This window comes from Sporosarcina sp. G11-34 (genome assembly GCF_026931025.1).
Genome location: NZ_JAHNZW010000028.1, coordinates 1 through 16,875, shown reverse-complemented (window position 1 = coordinate 16,875; position 16,875 = coordinate 1). Strand labels below are relative to the sequence as shown.

The 16,875-nt window shown below is 41.2% G+C and carries 15 protein-coding genes; 6 read left to right on the top strand and 9 right to left on the bottom strand.

Features of this window, described 5'->3' with window-relative positions; all coding sequences use genetic code 11:
* Positions 1-246: 246 nt before the first annotated feature.
* Positions 247-594, top strand: a complete 348-nt coding sequence (locus KSU66_RS21015) for a YojF family protein (RefSeq protein WP_269053406.1) — start codon at positions 247-249, stop codon at positions 592-594.
* A gap of 22 nt (positions 595-616) precedes the next feature.
* On the top strand, positions 617-1,300 hold the full coding sequence (bshB2, locus tag KSU66_RS21010) for a bacillithiol biosynthesis deacetylase BshB2 (RefSeq protein ID WP_269053405.1): 684 nt from the start codon (positions 617-619) through the stop codon (positions 1,298-1,300).
* A 53-nt stretch (positions 1,301-1,353) separates the two neighbouring features.
* Here bshB2 and fabG read toward each other — a convergent pair whose 3' ends face one another.
* Positions 1,354-2,091 (bottom strand): 3-oxoacyl-ACP reductase FabG, encoded by a 738-nt coding sequence (gene fabG / locus KSU66_RS21005; RefSeq protein ID WP_269053404.1) that lies wholly within the window; start codon positions 2,089-2,091, stop codon positions 1,354-1,356.
* 247 nt (positions 2,092-2,338) lie between these two features.
* Here fabG and KSU66_RS21000 point away from each other — a divergent pair, with 247 nt between their 5' ends.
* On the top strand, positions 2,339-3,694 hold the full coding sequence (locus KSU66_RS21000; protein WP_269053403.1) for a YjiH family protein: 1,356 nt from the start codon (positions 2,339-2,341) through the stop codon (positions 3,692-3,694).
* Between the two features lie 342 nt (positions 3,695-4,036).
* Here KSU66_RS21000 and KSU66_RS20995 read toward each other — a convergent pair whose 3' ends face one another.
* Positions 4,037-4,987 carry an L-threonine 3-dehydrogenase gene (locus KSU66_RS20995; protein ID WP_269053402.1) on the bottom strand — a complete coding sequence of 317 codons (951 nt, stop codon included), beginning with the start codon at positions 4,985-4,987 and terminating at the stop codon, positions 4,037-4,039.
* Positions 4,988-5,182: 195 nt separating this feature from the next.
* Here KSU66_RS20995 and KSU66_RS20990 point away from each other — a divergent pair, with 195 nt between their 5' ends.
* The gene (locus KSU66_RS20990) at positions 5,183-5,839 is read left to right on the top strand and encodes a hypothetical protein (RefSeq protein ID WP_269053401.1); all 657 of its coding nucleotides are present in this window, start codon (positions 5,183-5,185) and stop codon (positions 5,837-5,839) included.
* 183 nt (positions 5,840-6,022) lie between these two features.
* Here the strand turns inward: KSU66_RS20990 and KSU66_RS20985 are convergent, their stop codons facing one another.
* From KSU66_RS20985 to KSU66_RS20960, 6 genes are all read right to left on the bottom strand, one after another.
* A complete protein-coding gene (locus KSU66_RS20985; RefSeq protein WP_269053400.1) occupies positions 6,023-7,213 on the bottom strand; it encodes a glycine C-acetyltransferase in 1,191 nt (396 codons plus the stop codon).
* A gap of 57 nt (positions 7,214-7,270) precedes the next feature.
* Positions 7,271-8,338: a hypothetical protein gene (locus tag KSU66_RS20980; RefSeq protein ID WP_269053399.1), complete on the bottom strand. Its 1,068-nt coding sequence runs from the start codon at positions 8,336-8,338 to the stop codon at positions 7,271-7,273.
* 96 nt (positions 8,339-8,434) lie between these two features.
* Positions 8,435-9,067: a YczE/YyaS/YitT family protein gene (locus KSU66_RS20975; protein ID WP_269053398.1), complete on the bottom strand. Its 633-nt coding sequence runs from the start codon at positions 9,065-9,067 to the stop codon at positions 8,435-8,437.
* A 93-nt stretch (positions 9,068-9,160) separates the two neighbouring features.
* On the bottom strand, positions 9,161-9,652 hold the full coding sequence (ybaK, locus tag KSU66_RS20970; RefSeq protein ID WP_269053397.1) for a Cys-tRNA(Pro) deacylase: 492 nt from the start codon (positions 9,650-9,652) through the stop codon (positions 9,161-9,163).
* Between the two features lie 233 nt (positions 9,653-9,885).
* Positions 9,886-12,045, bottom strand: a complete 2,160-nt coding sequence (locus tag KSU66_RS20965; RefSeq protein WP_269053396.1) for a DNA topoisomerase III — start codon at positions 12,043-12,045, stop codon at positions 9,886-9,888.
* 429 nt (positions 12,046-12,474) lie between these two features.
* Positions 12,475-14,346 carry a cation:proton antiporter gene (locus KSU66_RS20960; RefSeq protein ID WP_269053395.1) on the bottom strand — a complete coding sequence of 624 codons (1,872 nt, stop codon included), beginning with the start codon at positions 14,344-14,346 and terminating at the stop codon, positions 12,475-12,477.
* Positions 14,347-14,482: 136 nt separating this feature from the next.
* Between KSU66_RS20960 and KSU66_RS20955 the strand changes: the two genes are divergently transcribed.
* Positions 14,483-15,544 (top strand): PseG/SpsG family protein, encoded by a 1,062-nt coding sequence (locus KSU66_RS20955; protein ID WP_269053394.1) that lies wholly within the window; start codon positions 14,483-14,485, stop codon positions 15,542-15,544.
* 26 nt (positions 15,545-15,570) lie between these two features.
* Entirely contained in the window at positions 15,571-15,756 is a 186-nt protein-coding gene (locus tag KSU66_RS20950) for an SE1832 family protein (RefSeq protein ID WP_269053393.1), read from the top strand.
* A 45-nt stretch (positions 15,757-15,801) separates the two neighbouring features.
* Here the strand turns inward: KSU66_RS20950 and KSU66_RS20945 are convergent, their stop codons facing one another.
* On the bottom strand, positions 15,802-16,347 hold the full coding sequence (locus tag KSU66_RS20945; protein WP_269053392.1) for an RNA polymerase sigma factor: 546 nt from the start codon (positions 16,345-16,347) through the stop codon (positions 15,802-15,804).
* Positions 16,348-16,875 lie beyond the last annotated feature (528 nt).

Genomic DNA, 16,875 nt, shown 5'->3' with positions numbered 1-16,875 from the left:
ATTCCTATTGGAATCATCAAGGGCTCAAAAGTTTATCATCACGTTATGAAGTTTTGCGTCATCAATCTTAATTGAACCGCCGTATACCGAACGGTACGTACGGTGGTGTGAGAGGTCGGGAGTTAATCACTCCCTCCTACTCGATTTTAATAATGAGTTTCTAGTCTTTGAGCAAGCAAATCGCAATGCAACTGTTATCAAGATATACTAATTTATAGACTGCTATTGAATTTAGGAGGATTTTGCATGGAGATTGTAAAACAAGAACACGTACAGGAATTAATTTCTTCCTTTGCCAATAAAGATGTATACATCCATTTAGAAACGACGAACGGATCCTATGCAGGCCACTTCAATGAAGGTATCTTAAACGCTGGCGCATTCATTCGCAATGTTGTTATCAATTTTGAAATAGGTAAAATCGAAGGAGAGTCACCACATAGAGTTGGCTTAAAACTTCCATTAGGTTGGGTTTATGCACAAGGTATTACTCACTTCACAGTCGATGAGCACGGCCGACTTCTTATGGCAGGCCTCGATTCTGAAGGAAAACTTTGTGTTGCACTGCACATAAGCGAAACACCATTCACATAATTAAAAGTAGGAGGCACACCCCATGTTAGTAAATGAACGTCATGTATTAGTTATACTTCCCCACCCCGATGATGAAGCATTCGGGATTTCCGGTTCAATTGCACAATATCGAAAAATGGGCATTCCTGTTACTTATGCATGTCTCACTCTTGGTGAAATGGGTCGAAACCTCGGGAATCCACAGTTCGCTAACCGCGAAACTTTACCGATGGTCCGCAAAGCTGAACTTGAAAATGCCTGCAAAGCGATGAGTCTCGATGATTTACGAATGATGGGATTCCGCGATAAAACATTAGAATTTGAAGATGACGAAGAAATGGTTAAGATGGTGGAAGATTTAATTGAAGAAACAAATCCTTCGCTGGTTATAACTTTTTACCCGGGTTACTCTGTCCATCCTGACCATGAAGCTACAGCGCGTGCAGTTGTTCGTGCGGTCCGTCGCATGAAGGAAACAGAGCGTCCGAAACTTTATACGGTTGCATTTGCCAATGACACGGTAGAAAATATCGGCGAACCTGATATTATTCACGACATCAAAGACACGACTACAGAAAAACTTGCAACGCTGAAAGCTCATGAATCTCAAACCGTTTGGATGATGAGGGAATTGGAAGCGAAACTTGCAGCAAATGATCCCGAAGCGATGAAATGGGTACGTTATGAACGTTTCTATTCGTATAATTGGGATAAAGACTTCGAGTGATCTATATATAGACAAAAACCCGTAAAAGCGATTAACCGCTTTTACGGGTTTTTTTATGGAACAAGACCACCATCTACGTTAAGTATGGTGCCTGTAACGAAGTTTGCATCATCTGAAGCTAGGTAAAGGTAAGCTGCTGCGATGTCTTCGGGCTTTCCTAGTTTCCTTAGTGGTGTTTTATATTCCATTACATCTAATAGTTTCTGCGGGATTGTCGCGGTCATATCCGTTGCGATAAACCCCGGCGCAACTGCATTTACACGAATTCCTTTTGCACCAAATTCTTTGGCCCAACTTTTCGTCAGTCCAATAACACCTGCTTTTGTTGCTGCGTAATTCGTTTGTCCAATATTGCCGTGGATACCAACGACTGATGACGCATTCAAAATGACGCCTGATCCTTGTTCCAACATAACTGGAACAACAGCCTTTGTGCATTTGAAAACTCCGGACAAGTTGACTGAAAGGACTTTCTCCCATGAACTTTCATCCATTTTTGTCAGCATGCCATCAATTGTTATACCTGCATTATTTATGAGGATATCAATCTTCTGATAAGCCTTAACTATTGAGTCAACCATTTTTTCTACTTGCTCAGTATTAGAAACATCCGCTTGAACAAATGTTATTTCTCCGTACCGTTGAAGCTCCCCCACTGTTTCATTTCCCATTTCTTCATTGATATCACTAATGACGACTTTTGCTCCCTCTGTTAAGAAACGCTTCGCTGTCACTTTACCAATACCATTTGCCCCACCTGTTATTAATGCTACTTTCCCCTCAAGTTTCATCTCATACTCCCCCATCAATTATGCACCTAAACTAGTTCACTATAATATATTAACGATACGCCACACTATCAGACTAGTCAATCACTTAATGGGTAATTAATTACATATATTTACACACACCAAAGATCTTTAATGTTAGAATTAATAGACATTGGGAGATTTCCTCAAACCATTTACATAAATATTAAAATACGTTAGAATGTATAATTATACACACACAATCTATCTACATAGGGGCGAACATAAATTGAAAAAACATAATTTATCAACATGGCTATTATTCCTTATTCCTTCTATTCTCGGGATTATCTTATTTATGATTCCACTGAAACTTACCGATGAATGGAAAGTACCAATCGCGACATTAGCGGCGATTCTATCCGAATCCGTTGCACCTATTATGCCATGGACCGCAACGATCATTCTTATTATTGCGGCACTCGGTTCGCTTGTCTACCTATTCCGCAGTAAGGATGAAGTAAACCCTTCATTTATTACTGGTTTATTCAACGTATCGATCTTTTGGGTCGTAACTCGAATTATCGGAGCTATTTTCGCTGTACTTGTTATTCTTGAAATTGGCCCTGAATGGATTTGGAGCGAAAATACAGGTGGGTTACTACTTAACGCAGATGAAGGACTTGTTACTTTTCTATTTACAATCTTCTTATTTGCTGGCTTACTTCTGCCACTGCTTCTAAATTTCGGATTGCTCGAATTTTTTGGAACGTTGATGGTGAAAGTGATGCGCCCACTATTCAAACTACCCGGGCGTTCCTCTATCGATGCACTTACTTCTTTTATCGGTGATGGAACAATTGGTGTTTTATTAACAAGTAAGCAGTATGAAGAAGGCTATTACACTAAAAAAGAAGCTGCCACCATCGGAACGACATTTTCGGTAGTCTCAATTACATTTTCAATCATCATCATCGATTACGTAGGACTCAGTGCATACTTCATTCCATTCTACGGTACCGTCATTCTTACTGGGCTTGTCCTAGCTTTTATTATGCCACGGATTTATCCGCTTGCAGGCAAGGCAGATGAGTACATTGATGGAAGCAAATTTACGGGCGATGAAGAGAAATTGCCTCCGGGCTACAATTCATTTTCACACGGACTTGAAAATGCATTAGAGAAAGCCAGTAAAAACCATTCTTTCGGAAAAACGTTTAAAGACGGCTTGAAAAACGTATTGGATATGTGGATTGGTGTCATTCCAATCGTTATGGCTTTCGGTACAGCAGCCCTTATTTTAGCAGAGTACACATCGGTATTTTCGATCTTAGGGAAGCCGTTCGAGCCAATCCTTTCCATACTCGGGATTCCCGAAGCTGCTGAAGCCGCACAACTTATGGTCGTTGGTTTCACGGATATGTTCCTCCCCGTCATTTTGGCTGAGGGCATGATAACATCGGAATTAACATTATTCGTTGTCGCTACGATTTCCGTTACGCAACTTATTTTCATGGCGGAAGTTGGTGGACTCCTTCTTGGTTCTAAGATTCCAGTAAACTTCTTGGATCTCGTCATTATTTTCTTACTGCGTACGCTTATCGCACTACCTATCGTCGCAGGAGTCGCACACTTATTGTTTTAAAGTTTTACTAGAATCCCCGACACAAATTGTGCCGGGGATTTTTTCGTTTTATTTTATGCAACTGGGGCTTATGCGCGGTTAATTTTGTTTATGCGCGTTTCCGATGAGGTTATGCTCGGTTTCAGCGATTTATGCGCAGAGTTCCAGTTTTATGCGCACGGCGCTGTCTTATGCGCGGATAATCCTGTTTATGCGCGTTTCCGTTGATTTTATGCTCACTTTGGTGTGACTTATGCTCGGTTTTTCTGCTTTATGCTCGCGGACGCATATTTTATGCAACAATCATCAGAATTCACCCAAATAAAAAACCGCGGAGTTCATTCCCCCGCGGTTTATAACTTGTTAAATCTTAAGTTTTACTTTTAATTTATCCAACATATCAATTGTCATTGCATCCAAGTCATACTTCGCTTTGAATCCCCACTCGGCAACTGCAGCGGATGGATCGATTGAATCGGGCCAGCTGTCTGCAATTTCTTGTCTGATGGGATCGACGTCATAACTCATTTCAAATTTTGGCAAATGATTTTTTATAGAAGCAGCAATTTCTGCTGGTTCGAAACTCATCGCAGTTACGTTGAATGCATTTCGGTGAATCAGTTTTGCCGGATCCGCTTCTAGCAAATCAACGATCGCCTGCAATGCATCGGGCATATACATCATATCCATATATGTTCCTTCGGCGATGTAAGACTTATATTTTCCCTCTTCAAGTGCTTTATAGTATATATCGACTGCATAATCCGTTGTCCCGCCGCCTGGTTTGGCTACGTTCGAAATGAGTCCAGGGAATCGTACACCTCGTGTATCGAGCCCAAATTTAGTGAAGTAATAATCGCATAATAATTCTCCCGCGACTTTATTAACACCGTACATTGTCGTCGGACGTTGCAATGTTTCTTGTGGTGTTTCATTTTTCGGTGTTGTTGGACCAAATGCACCAATCGAACTTGGAGTGAAGAACTGCATATTTAATTCACGCGAAACTTCAAGCGCATTCATAAGTCCACCCATATTTAAATTCCAGGCTAGTAATGGGCTTTCCTCTGCTTTAGCTGATAAAAGTGCCGCCATATGCATCATCGTATCTGCGCCAAAGTCTTTCGCCAATGCATGCATACTTTTTGCATCCGTGACATCTAGTATTTCATAGGGACCTGCCTGTGCAGCCTCCGTACTCGCCTCACGGATATCCGTAGCCAATACATTGTCCGTCCCATATTCTGAACGTAGTTTTGTTATTAGTTCTGAACCTATTTGGCCTTGTGCGCCTGTTACAATAATTTTCTTCATTTTATTACTCCCTTCACTTACGGTCAATTGTGTTTATGCAAAGGACACTAATTTATATTCATTTATAAACACTAGCCATTTCGGCTTCAATTCATTATAAAATGTTCTCACCTAAAAGACAACCTCTTCTTCCACTTTCTATGAAGTTCCTTGTATTTTTCTGTTATAATTAAAGAAAACATGAGGTGCCTACAATTGAAAAATAAACCATCAGTTTTATCGAAGTTATTACGTTTTGCCACGATTGTTATCACTGCCAGCCTTTTGGGGATTGGCCTATTATTAATAGGTATTCCAAAATGGCTTGTTTTTACCCTCGTCATTTTGCTTTACCTCGCCTATTCGGTTTTCTGGCCGGCTCATATCATATACAGATCAAAATCTATTAATGCCATTAATCGATATGTTAAGCGCCATTCCGATCAACCTATTTTTAGTTATTCCTATGCTTTAGGTAATGGCAATGATCAGAATATTGAAGTTGCCTTAAAGCGTGTTATGAATACATATGATCAAGAAGATATGCATGATGTCTACGGTGCAAATCTCGCCATTTTCCATAATAAACCAAACGGAATTCTCGAGCACGCTGAGAAAATTGAAGGCCTAGACTATCGCCATTACTACCATGCATATGCCTACGTATTACAAAATCGTCTCGATGAAGCCTCTGATCATTTGGAAAAGCTGGAGATCCCTTGGATGACCCACTCTATACATGCATTGGCGGCGAAAAAGCGAGGCGATATGGAAGAGTTCAGGAGAGAGTCCACTAAATCAATCGAAAGCGCTCTTGGCATGCAGCGTTATGTGCTACATCACACAATGAGGCGCTTGGAACAGAGCAATTAGATATGTTGGTATAGATATTGTTACTAAATGAGCTGACCCAATTAATAAACATGATTAAAGAAAACCAGACTTTTTCAGCGGCCTAACGCTATTCCTACCGTAGCGTCACAATTTTCAACTCAACCTAATCAAATTAAATTAAAAAAACCCTAGACAGTTGTGCTGTCTAGGGTTTCCTTATTGTTATGAAATAATACCGAGTTCTTTTCCAACTTTTTCATATACGTTAAGCGCTTCGTCGAGCATTTCTTTCGTATGTGATGCGATTGGCATGTTACGAACACGGCCTTTTCCGCTTGGTACGGTTGGGAAGACGATTGCTTTTGCGTAAACGCCTTCTTCCATCAAACGTTTTGAAAACTGTTGCGTCAATTTCTCTTCACCGATGATACATGGCGTAATTGGCGTTTCAGATACACCGATATCAAAGCCAAGTTTTTTCAGACCTGCTTTCAAATAATCGCCGTTATCCCATAATTTATCGTGAAGTTCTGTCGAATCAATAATCTTTTGTAGCGCACCAATTGTTGCAGCAACATCTGCTGGCGTTACAGCTGTCGAGAATAGGAACGGACGTGAACGAACTTTCAACCAATCAATGAGGTTTTGTTTTCCAGCGACATATCCGCCGACAACACCCACTGCTTTCGAAAGCGTACCCATCTGCATGTCGACTTCTTTTTCAAGACCGAAATGCTTAACAGTTCCTTTTCCTTTACCCGTTACACCCGATCCGTGTGCATCATCAACATAAGTGATAAGGTCAAATTCCTTAGCAATTTTCACTGCTTCAGGAAGGTTGGCAATGTTACCATCCATTGAGAAAACACCGTCTGTAATGTACATTACTTTATTGTACAAACCTGATTCTGTTGCTTCTTTCGCTTTTTCACGAAGATCATCCATATCTTGGTGTTTCACACGGATAACTTTTGCACCAGACAAACGACATCCGTCAATGATTGACGCGTGATTTAATTCATCAGAAAGAATTGCATCTTGTTTATTCATTACTGCAGAAATTGCAGCCATATTACAGTTAAAACCAGATTGGTATGAGATTGCTGCTTCTGTTCCCTTGAACTCTGCAAGTTTCTTCTCAAGTTCAATGTGGAGATCAAGCGTTCCGTTAATCGTACGAACTGCTCCCGCACCGACTCCGTATTGATCGATTGCGTCTTTTGCTAACTGTTTCAGATCCTCATCTGTTGCCAAACCGAGGTAGTTATTTGAGGATAGGTTAATTAAATCTTTTCCTCCTACTTTAATAACTGCACCGTTCGGACCTTCGACAGCATCGATTTCATTATACAAACCTGCATCACGAAGTTCTGTTAAGTTATCTGTTAAAAACGCATCCAATTTTTTAGACATGGCACTCTTCCTTTCAGACATATATGACTTTACTTTATCATACTGTCCATATGCCTGTCAGTTTATGTCGATTAGAAATTCCGATTTCTCTTGGAATACTGCATCCTTTATTGCCGAATCCATAGTAATTTTCACTACTTTTTCAGCTTGTGCAAATGTTTGCATATACCCGGTCGCGTCAAGAATTTTTTCCCGGTAGGCTTCGTCAATCAAACCTATTTCTTCCTCAGCCTCTTTATTTTCCTCACACATTTTTACCAAGTCTACAATTTCGTCCCCCTTATGTTCAGGGTCGTAGGCATGTGGTTGTGTCGCGTCAAATAGACAAACGGATAGCTCGGGGAATTGTACGAGATCAACACCTTCAGGATCTAACCCACACCAGCCATAAAGCACATCAAAACCGCGTTTTTCCGCTTCACGGCCCAGCGCCTTCATGAGCGTTGACTTCCCTGTTCCCGGCAACCCGTTAATAAGCATCCGGCGATTTAAACGACTCGTTATAGATGGGATAAAATCATAAGCACCAGCGGAGGTTAATGAACCAATAAGTCGATGTGACACCACTGACTTTTTATTCAACGTTATCGTCCCAAATAATTCCTCTTTTAAAGATTCAATTAACGCTTCATGCTGTGGCCAGATCATTCGTTTAATATTAACTGTTTCCCATTCATCGTGAATTTTCTTAGCATCTGAAAGTGCACCTAATGACTTTTCTAATGCTTTTTCTGCAACTTCTAGTTTCTCCACAATTACTTTATTTTGCTCGCGTAACTTTCTCTCATCATACATATCATAAAAACTAATCACACGGTGTCGACCGCCAATATCCGAAGGTTCAAGAGCTATCGGATGCGATGCTTGAATAAAGAACAGGTCAAGACCCTTTACATAAATGGCATCCGTCTGATCAGGTTGCGCTGGATTCATAAATTTATCAATATCAAATCCACGTTTTACATAATGCATGCCAGTCGTTGATAATAAATTAGATATTGCAGTCGTCGGCGGGCATTTCAAAAAAAATGTTTGTTTAGCCGAAGCAATCATCTCGTTATATTTATGTGAAATACCAAGCCCCGTATAGGCTGTTCCCATGTAATTCGTTACCGTTCCATACATGTCCGCACATCCTTTCTATTCATACAAATAGCTTATGCTTGGACAACCCAAAAAAGCACGGCACTAAAATATGTGCTCGTGCTAAATCATCTTAAATCAAAGTAATACTTTCTCATCCGTCTCGCCTATAATCTTCATGAGCAGCTTTCTGTTTAACGGAAGTGTGTAATGCACTAATTGCCCCAGCAAGAGTGCAATGACGACAGTTCCGACACCTATTGGCCCCCCAAGGAGCCAACCAAGTAGCGCCACTACTACTTCAATTATTGTCCGCGCTCTCTTAATACTCAAGCCGAATTTATCGACAACGAGAAGCATTAAACTATCTCGAGGGCCTGCGCCGATATTTGGAGCAATATAAAGACCAGCGCCATACCCCATAACAATGATGCCGAGCACAAAGATGACTGACTGTGCGCCCAGTGTTTCATAATCTGGAATTAACCAATTGAAAAAATCAATAAATATTCCAAGTAAAATCATGTTTAACCAGGTCCCTATTTTAGGCCATTCTTTTAAAAATGCTGCTGTTACAATAATAATTACCAAGCCTGAAATAATACTCCACGAGCCAATTGTTAGCCCAAGGTTTTTATATAAGCCGACATGAAGTACATCCCAAGGTCCAACGCCTAGCCGGTAACCTTTTATGGTCATTGAAATACCCAATGATACGACGAGCAAACCAGCAAAGTAAAATGCCCATCGCCATAGTTTTATCTTTCTCATTTAGTTCCTTCTCTCTATCTACTCAAAGTCATACTCTTGTCGATATGTATATTCTATTCATTGTTTCCTATTTGTTTAAAATCGAATGGTATTTTATCTTTTTACTATGTCCTTAAATACTGCTTCCGTGACACTTGCAAGTTCAGTAGGTGACAGCAACATTTGCATACCCGGTTTTCCTGCACTTACAATTATTTCATTTAAATTCAGTGCAGCTTCATCAATGAACGTCGGGTACTTCCGCTTCATACCAACCGCAGAACAGCCACCACGCACATATCCTGTCTCTTTCGTTAAGTCTTTTAATGGTAGCATGTCAATTTTCTTTACGCCGGCCGCTTTTGCTGCTTTCTTTAAATCAAGTTCTAAATCTACTGGCAATAAAAACACGAATAATTCTCGCTGATTCGCTTTTGCTACAAGGGTTTTATATACTATTTCCACCGGTTGTCCCGTCTTTTCGGCAACGGAAACACCGTCGACAAGACCGTCAGTTACATCATATTCTATTAGTTCGTAGGCTATATTTTCCCCTTCTAGAATTCTAACTGCATTCGTTTTCACTGTACGAATTGGTTTTGCCATTTGTCTCCCGCCTTATCCTATAAATGAAGTTAATATGAAAAGGCCACCATTCCCAACTGGTAGCCCTTCATCATTTTACGCGATTTTTTGAGTGCTTGGTAAATGGTGTTTAAAGCCATTCTTTTGTAAGTGAACATGAAAAGAATAGGAATTTCGAGTAAGTAACTGATTTCTAGACTTACAGGTAAATAAATTATATCACTTCTTTACCTCAATAAAAACCAGAGAGCTTTTTACTTATCAAATAGCTTCTTCAAAGCCTCTGCCATCGCGTTATTTTCTGGCTCATCTTGCTTTTTCAAATACTTTTGAACATCTCGTTTACCTGCGCCTTTTCCACCTGAAGCGGCTCTGCGTTTTTCAAATGCTGATAATCGCTCTCTATGCCCACATGAGCAGACAAAGATTTGCCCGTCGCCTTCTCCGCGAAGTTCCAAACGTTTTTTACAATCCGGACATCTTGCATTTGTCTGTCTTGAAATACTACGACGAAATCCGCATTCGCGGTCCTGACAAACATGCATCTTTCCTCGCTTGCCGTTTACTTCGAGTAAAAGTTTATCGCAGTCTGGGCACGTTCTTCCGGTAACATTATCATGCCTAAACTTTTTATCATCAGTTTTTATCTCTGTGACAACTTTTTTAGAAAAGGCAATCATCTCTTTCATGAACGCTTCTTTTTTCATCTTCCCTGCCGCGATTTTCGTAAGTCCCTGTTCCCACTCAGCTGTCAGTGCAGGTGATTTTAAATCTTCGGGTACAAGTTCAAGAAGTTGTCTTCCTTTTGACGTCGTGTAAATGTCATTCCCTTTTTTCTCAAGAACGAACGACTTGAAAAGCCTCTCGATGACGTCAGCACGTGTCGCAACCGTCCCCAGTCCACCTACTTCTCCAAGTGTTTTAATTAGTTCTTTAGATTCGCCCTGCATAAATTGGCTTGGGTTTTCCATCGCTGCTAGAAGCGTTCCTTCGTTAAAACGAGCTGGCGGTTTCGTTTCCCCGTCTGTCATTGTGACGGCACGAACCCCGACTTTTTCTCCTTTTACGAATGCTGGAAGTGTCTCGTCTTTTTCAGAGCTATCCCCGTAGACCTTTTTCCAACCCTCGTCTGTAACCGTACGTCCACCTGCTTTAAACGTTTCATCTCCGATTGCAAGTTCTGCTGTCACTTGATCATAGCGATACGGTCCGAAGAAAACTGCCAGGAATCGGTTGACGATCATGCCGTATAATCGTTGTTCGCTGTCAGATAAGTTTTGTAGTAGCGGTGTTTCCTCTGTCGGAATGATGGCGTGGTGATCCGTTACTTTTTTATCGTCTATGACGCCCCGTTGCGGTTTAACATTTCCCGAACGCAAAATCATATTAGCTGCCTTCCTATACGGGGCAATATCTACTGCTTTAATGCGGTCGATTAACGTACTTTCCATGTCAGACGTTAAATGCTTGGAATCAGTTCGTGGATAAGTAACCGCTTTATGTCGCTCGTATAAATTTTGAAGCGTTGAAAGCGTCTCTTTTGCCGACCATGACCAACGGCGATGTGCCTCTTTTTGCAGCTCCGTTAAGTCGAATAAATGCGGTGCTGGTTGGGATTTTGGCGATGTTTTCACATCTGTTACCGTCCCTGAATGAATGCTGTCGAGTTTCGTTAATTGTTTTTCAATTAAAGCTTTATCAAATGAACGCGTTTGACCCGATTTATCATGCCAAACGAATGTCGTTTTTTCGGTTATTGCTTGCATGCCATAAAAAGCCATAGGTTTAAACCCACTAATCTGCTTCTCACGTTCAGCTATCATTGCCAGTGTTGGTGTCTGAACACGTCCTGTAGAAAGTTGAGCATTGTATTTAACTGTCAGCGCACGCGTTGCGTTTATGCCGACAACCCAGTCCGCTTCCGCACGTGCAACTGCTGCGGCGTATAGATTTTCATAAGCTCGACCATCTTTTAAGTTGTTGAATCCATCATTAATTGCTTTGTCCGTTACAGATGAAATCCACAACCGTTTAACAGGCTTTCTAATTTTAGCTTGCTCAAGAATCCATCTAGCAACAAGCTCGCCTTCACGCCCCGCGTCTGTCGCGATGATGATATCTTTTACATCGTTTCGTTTCATTTGCGCTTTAACCGCATTAAATTGCTTCGTTGTTTGACGAATCGGTACAAGCTTAAATGGGTCCGGAAGAATTGGTAGGTGCTCCAACTTCCATTCTTTATATTCGTTGCCATACCCCTCTGGATCAGCATGCGTCACAAGATGGCCTAACGCCCACGTGACAATATATTTCGTTCCCTCAAGGAATCCGTTACCTTTTTTATTACAGCCAAGTACCCGCGCAATATCGCGCGCTACCGAAGGCTTCTCAGCTAATACAAGTGATTTAGACATAAATAAATCCCCTTTCTTCATGTTCTCCATTATAAAGGAGATTCGGGTTCCATGCATGTCACGCGAATGGTTGGCGTTGAAGTAGTTATGCGTCATTGCAGGGATTTATGCGCGCTTCCGGTGAGTTATGCTCGGTTACAACGAGTTATGCTCACTTCCAGAGAGTTATGCGCGGATACAACGAGTTATGCTCACTTCCAGAGAGTTATGCGCGGATACAACGAGTTATGCTCACTTCCAGAGAGTTATGCGCGGATACAACGAGTTATGCTCACTTCCAGAGAGTTATGCGCGCTTCCGTAGAATTATGCGCACTCCCGGAAGTTTACGCGCTTCCAGTATTTCTAGATTTAAGACGATCCCCAACAAAAAAATAGCTATCGGCCACCAATTAAGGACCGACAGCTACTCTTATCTAAATATCTTACATCACTTCATAAATAGTTCTTCCAAGTTTTCCATTGGAATTTCTGTTTCACCATTTTCTTCTTCAAGTCTTTCTTTTACTCGTTCAATTGTTTTTGCTGGTGACGTTAACGAAATTACCAGATCTCCTGCTTGTGCTTGCAGTTCTCTTTTCGTTGAGTAAAACTCAATTGAATTATCCGGTTTTAAGATGTATAGAAGAATCGATTTATCATCGCGTTCTCGTAAATATTGAGTATAACTATATTGTTTTGTAATTGGCGTTTTACGAATGACATGACCCATATTCATCCGTTCCTCAAGTTCGTTGATGGAAACTGACGGTGTAAATAGACTTTTCCCGCTAGGCACAGCCACGGAAACATTTTCATTGCCTGGATGATAGGCCGTTTGAAACAAGTGGCCACGGCCAAGATCTGGCGCAAAATCTTCACAGACATGTGCGTTATATACATCATTCTTGGACATCGCCAGCATAAAGCGATAAGGCGTCAAATCAAGCTGATAATCAAGTTGTTCCGTAAGAATATCTCCGACGTACCCATTAAGACCATGCTTTCGAACATGCGTTAACCCTACCCATGTTTGGTCAATAACCAGCACTTTGTTTCCAGTCTCAACCACTGATTTTGCGAACTCTGCAGAAAAACGGCTTCCACCGACGATTAGCACACCTGATTCGTCCGTCGTCGTTAAGTTTAATTTCTTGGCAAGCGGGCCTATTGTGAACCCGTGTACGACTACTGTCGCAAAGACAAGTGCAAATGTCAGCGCAGTCAGCATTTCGGCATTAGGATATCCACGATCTGTTAATATGGCCGTAAAATAGCCCGCTACCGTAAGTGCTACAATTCCCCGCGGGGCAATCCAGCCGATTAAAAGCTTTTCTCTCCACGTAAGATCTGTTCCTATCGTCGAAACCCAAATTGATAACGGACGAACAATAAACAGCATCACAAGGACAAAAGCTACTATATTCCAACTGAAAATTTCGATGAGTACACGCGGATTTAAAGATGCCGTTAACATGACGAATATACCGGAAATAAGAAGCACAGATATATTTTCTTTAAAATGTCGAATTTCTCTAATCGATGTTAAGTGCATATTTGCCATCGTCATCCCCATTGCAGTAACAGCCAAAAGGCCCGTTTGCTCCATAATTTCATCTGCAAAGACAAACGTGAAAATAACTACTGCAAATAATACCGGGGATTTCAAGAATTCGGGAACGCCTCCACGCTCGAATGCATACCCGAGTATGCGTGCAATTCCCCAACCTAAAAGGACTGCAAAGATAGATGCCGCAAAGAATAATAGAAAGGAGTTAAGCGTCAATTCATTATTTAAAAAGCGAATAAATTCAAATGCAAAGACAGCTAGAAGCGCACCAAATGGATCGACGACAATGCCTTCCCACTTCAATATCGCGGCCGGACGCGGTTTTAATTTCGCTTGTCGTAGCAGCGGTAAAATAACCGTTGGACCCGTAACAATAAACAATCCTCCAATAATAAATGACACCGATAACGATAGGCCCGCCACATAATGTGCTGCAAGAGATCCTGCAATCCATGCGATAAAAGCACCAATCGTAACAATGCGAAGTACTGGTTTATTGAACCCTCTAATTTCCCTAAAATCTAAATGCAAACTTCCTTCGAATAAAATAAGCGCAACCGCAAAAATAATAATCGGTTCAAATAATTCGCCCATACTCTCCTGCGGGTTAATGATGCCGAAAATAGGCCCTACCAAAAGCCCTGCAACAGACATCACAACAATTGCCGGCATACGGAATCTCCAGGCCACCCATTGCGACAATATACCGATAAGGACGACGAGCATCAAACTGAATATTAATGACTCAGACAATGGGTAAATCCCTCCATTCACTTACTAGAAATATAACTAGCTTACCATATTATTATTTTCATTCAACCAAAATATTCATATTCTATTTTAACTAACCATACGATAAAGAGACGAAAAAACGATTGGATAGGAAAGGGTGATTCCAATAGGCGAACAACTGGAAAAGAAATTAGCTATTTATGTTTGTGACACGGATGGAAAAGGGACATACCCTATAAGAAGGGCTGAAATTATTGCAGAGTCGTTACCAGACACGATTAATATTGTTTTTATTCATAATGAGGGTTCCCCTTCAATTCCGGAAGGCTATGAAAAGGTTGCAATTAAAAAAAGTTCGGAACTTCTAAGTGCATTGGAAAAAATAAAACCTGATTTACTTTTGCGTGATAGCGGTTCAACTTCAAAAGAAGAAGTCGATAAAATTAATAAAGTTGTTCCATCTGTCATTCACTTCGATGACTTTGGGGGCGGCGGAAAGGTTGCGGACCTTGTCATTCAAACACTTTATACTGAGGCAAACGACAAGCTTCCGGATCACTATGTGATTGGTGCTGAGACTTTTATTGCAGACAAACATATGACGTCTTACAAACATTTGGGATTACAAAAAGAAATCACGCGCCCTCTTCCCCATCTTGTTATTTCTTTTGGCGATGAGGACCTTGGGAACTTGACCTACCGTGCACTTCGCCACATGTTACAGCTACAAATTCCACTCAAAGTCACTATCTTATTAGGTGCTAATTATAAGCATGATAAAAGCGAACTTAAGATTATGGCGCTCGGAAGACGAAATACCTTTATTCAAGAACAACCATTAAACACAGCGGAGTTTTATTCAACCGCTGACATTATTCTTTGCGCTTCTGGGTACATGCCTTATGAAATTGCGGTTATGGGAATTCCCTGTATCGTTCTAGCGCAAAATGATTTTGAGAACTCCCTAGAATTCCCGAAAGAAAAAAACGGGTTCATTCATCTAGGACCAGGAAGAAAAGTTAAACAGTCCAGCTTATTAAATGCAATTATGGAGCCGCTTCTTCACAACTCACTACGGAAAAAAGCGATTTCGAGACAAACAGCTCTTAATCTAGGTGAAGGAAAAGAGATGGTATGTGAGGCAATTCTCTATTTCCTGGACTATCCAAAGCGCGAAACCCATGACGGCAAAGGAAAAGAAACCTCCAATATGATATAGTGAGGGAAAAGATGGGGGTTTTTCGCATGGATAAAAAACAAATCGAACGAGAAATCGGGGAACTAAAAATGGAATACGTTAATTTGCAGGGAGACATCGAGAAGCTCGAATCCGTCGGACAACGTAGTTTTGTTGCAAAAGCGGAAATTCGGCTCGGCGCAATGGAAGAACAACTTTCAGTACTAAATAAGAAATTAAGGGAACTTTCATAAGCAAAAGGCAGTCCTAATTAAATGGACTGCCTTTTTCATTGTAATCTATGCAATTACATATTCACGCGTTGCATTATCGTCTATCATCATTTCTTTCAAATATCTTCTTGCACGGAATAATCTTGATTTTACAGTTCCGATGGATACCTTCATCACTTCAGCAATTTCATTGAGTGAATACTGCTGAACATAAAAGTACTCAATTGTCGTTCGGTAAATAGCGTCCAACTCGCCGACTTTTTGACGGACAAGTAATTGTATATCATTTTGTTCAACAAGGTCCCCTGGCGTTAACGTATCACTTGCAACCAAATCAAGAATCGGAACGTCAAGAGTAGACGGCTGATTCATCACGTGTTCGCTGTGCCTTACATTTTTACGGTAGCGATCACGGAAAGTGTTCATACAAATTGTTGTAAGCCACCCTTTTACATGATCAACATCTTCTAATCTATCACTATACCGGATTACTTTAACCCAGACATCCTGCATGACATCCTCTGCCTCTTCTTTATTACGCGTCAATTTCAAACATAAATGATATATATAACGACCGTATTCTTCATACAAGTCTTCTAGTGTATTTGTCATCTCATATACGCCCCTGTCTTTTTGCTGTTACCCACATTATCGGCAATAAAGACAAATCCAACAATCGTATTCTCTTTCAGAAGTATTACAAAAATGTAAGCTTCGAAAAGCGTAAGGCGTCGTTTAGATGCGACAGGCATAAGACGGGCCAGTGGAGTGGCGGTCTGTGCCACATAACTGGAACGACTTATGACCCGAGAATCTGGCGCCTGGAGACTAGACAATAAGAAAAGTTGCGGTGCTTGGTTAGCCCCGACAAGCGCTGGAAAGCCAGTAATGAAGTCTCCCTTTGACTTCGTCTACTGGATTGAAGCGACTCGAGGGGCTCGGCATCAAAAACTAGACAATAGGAAAAGCGTAAGGCGCCGTTTAGATGCGAAAGGCATAAGACGGGCCAGTGGAGTGGCGGTCTGTGCCACATAACTGGAACGACTTATGACCCGAGAATCTGGCGCCTGGAGACTAGACAATAAGAAAAGTTGCGGTGCTTGGTTAGCCCCGACAAGCGCTGGAAAGCCAGTAATGAAG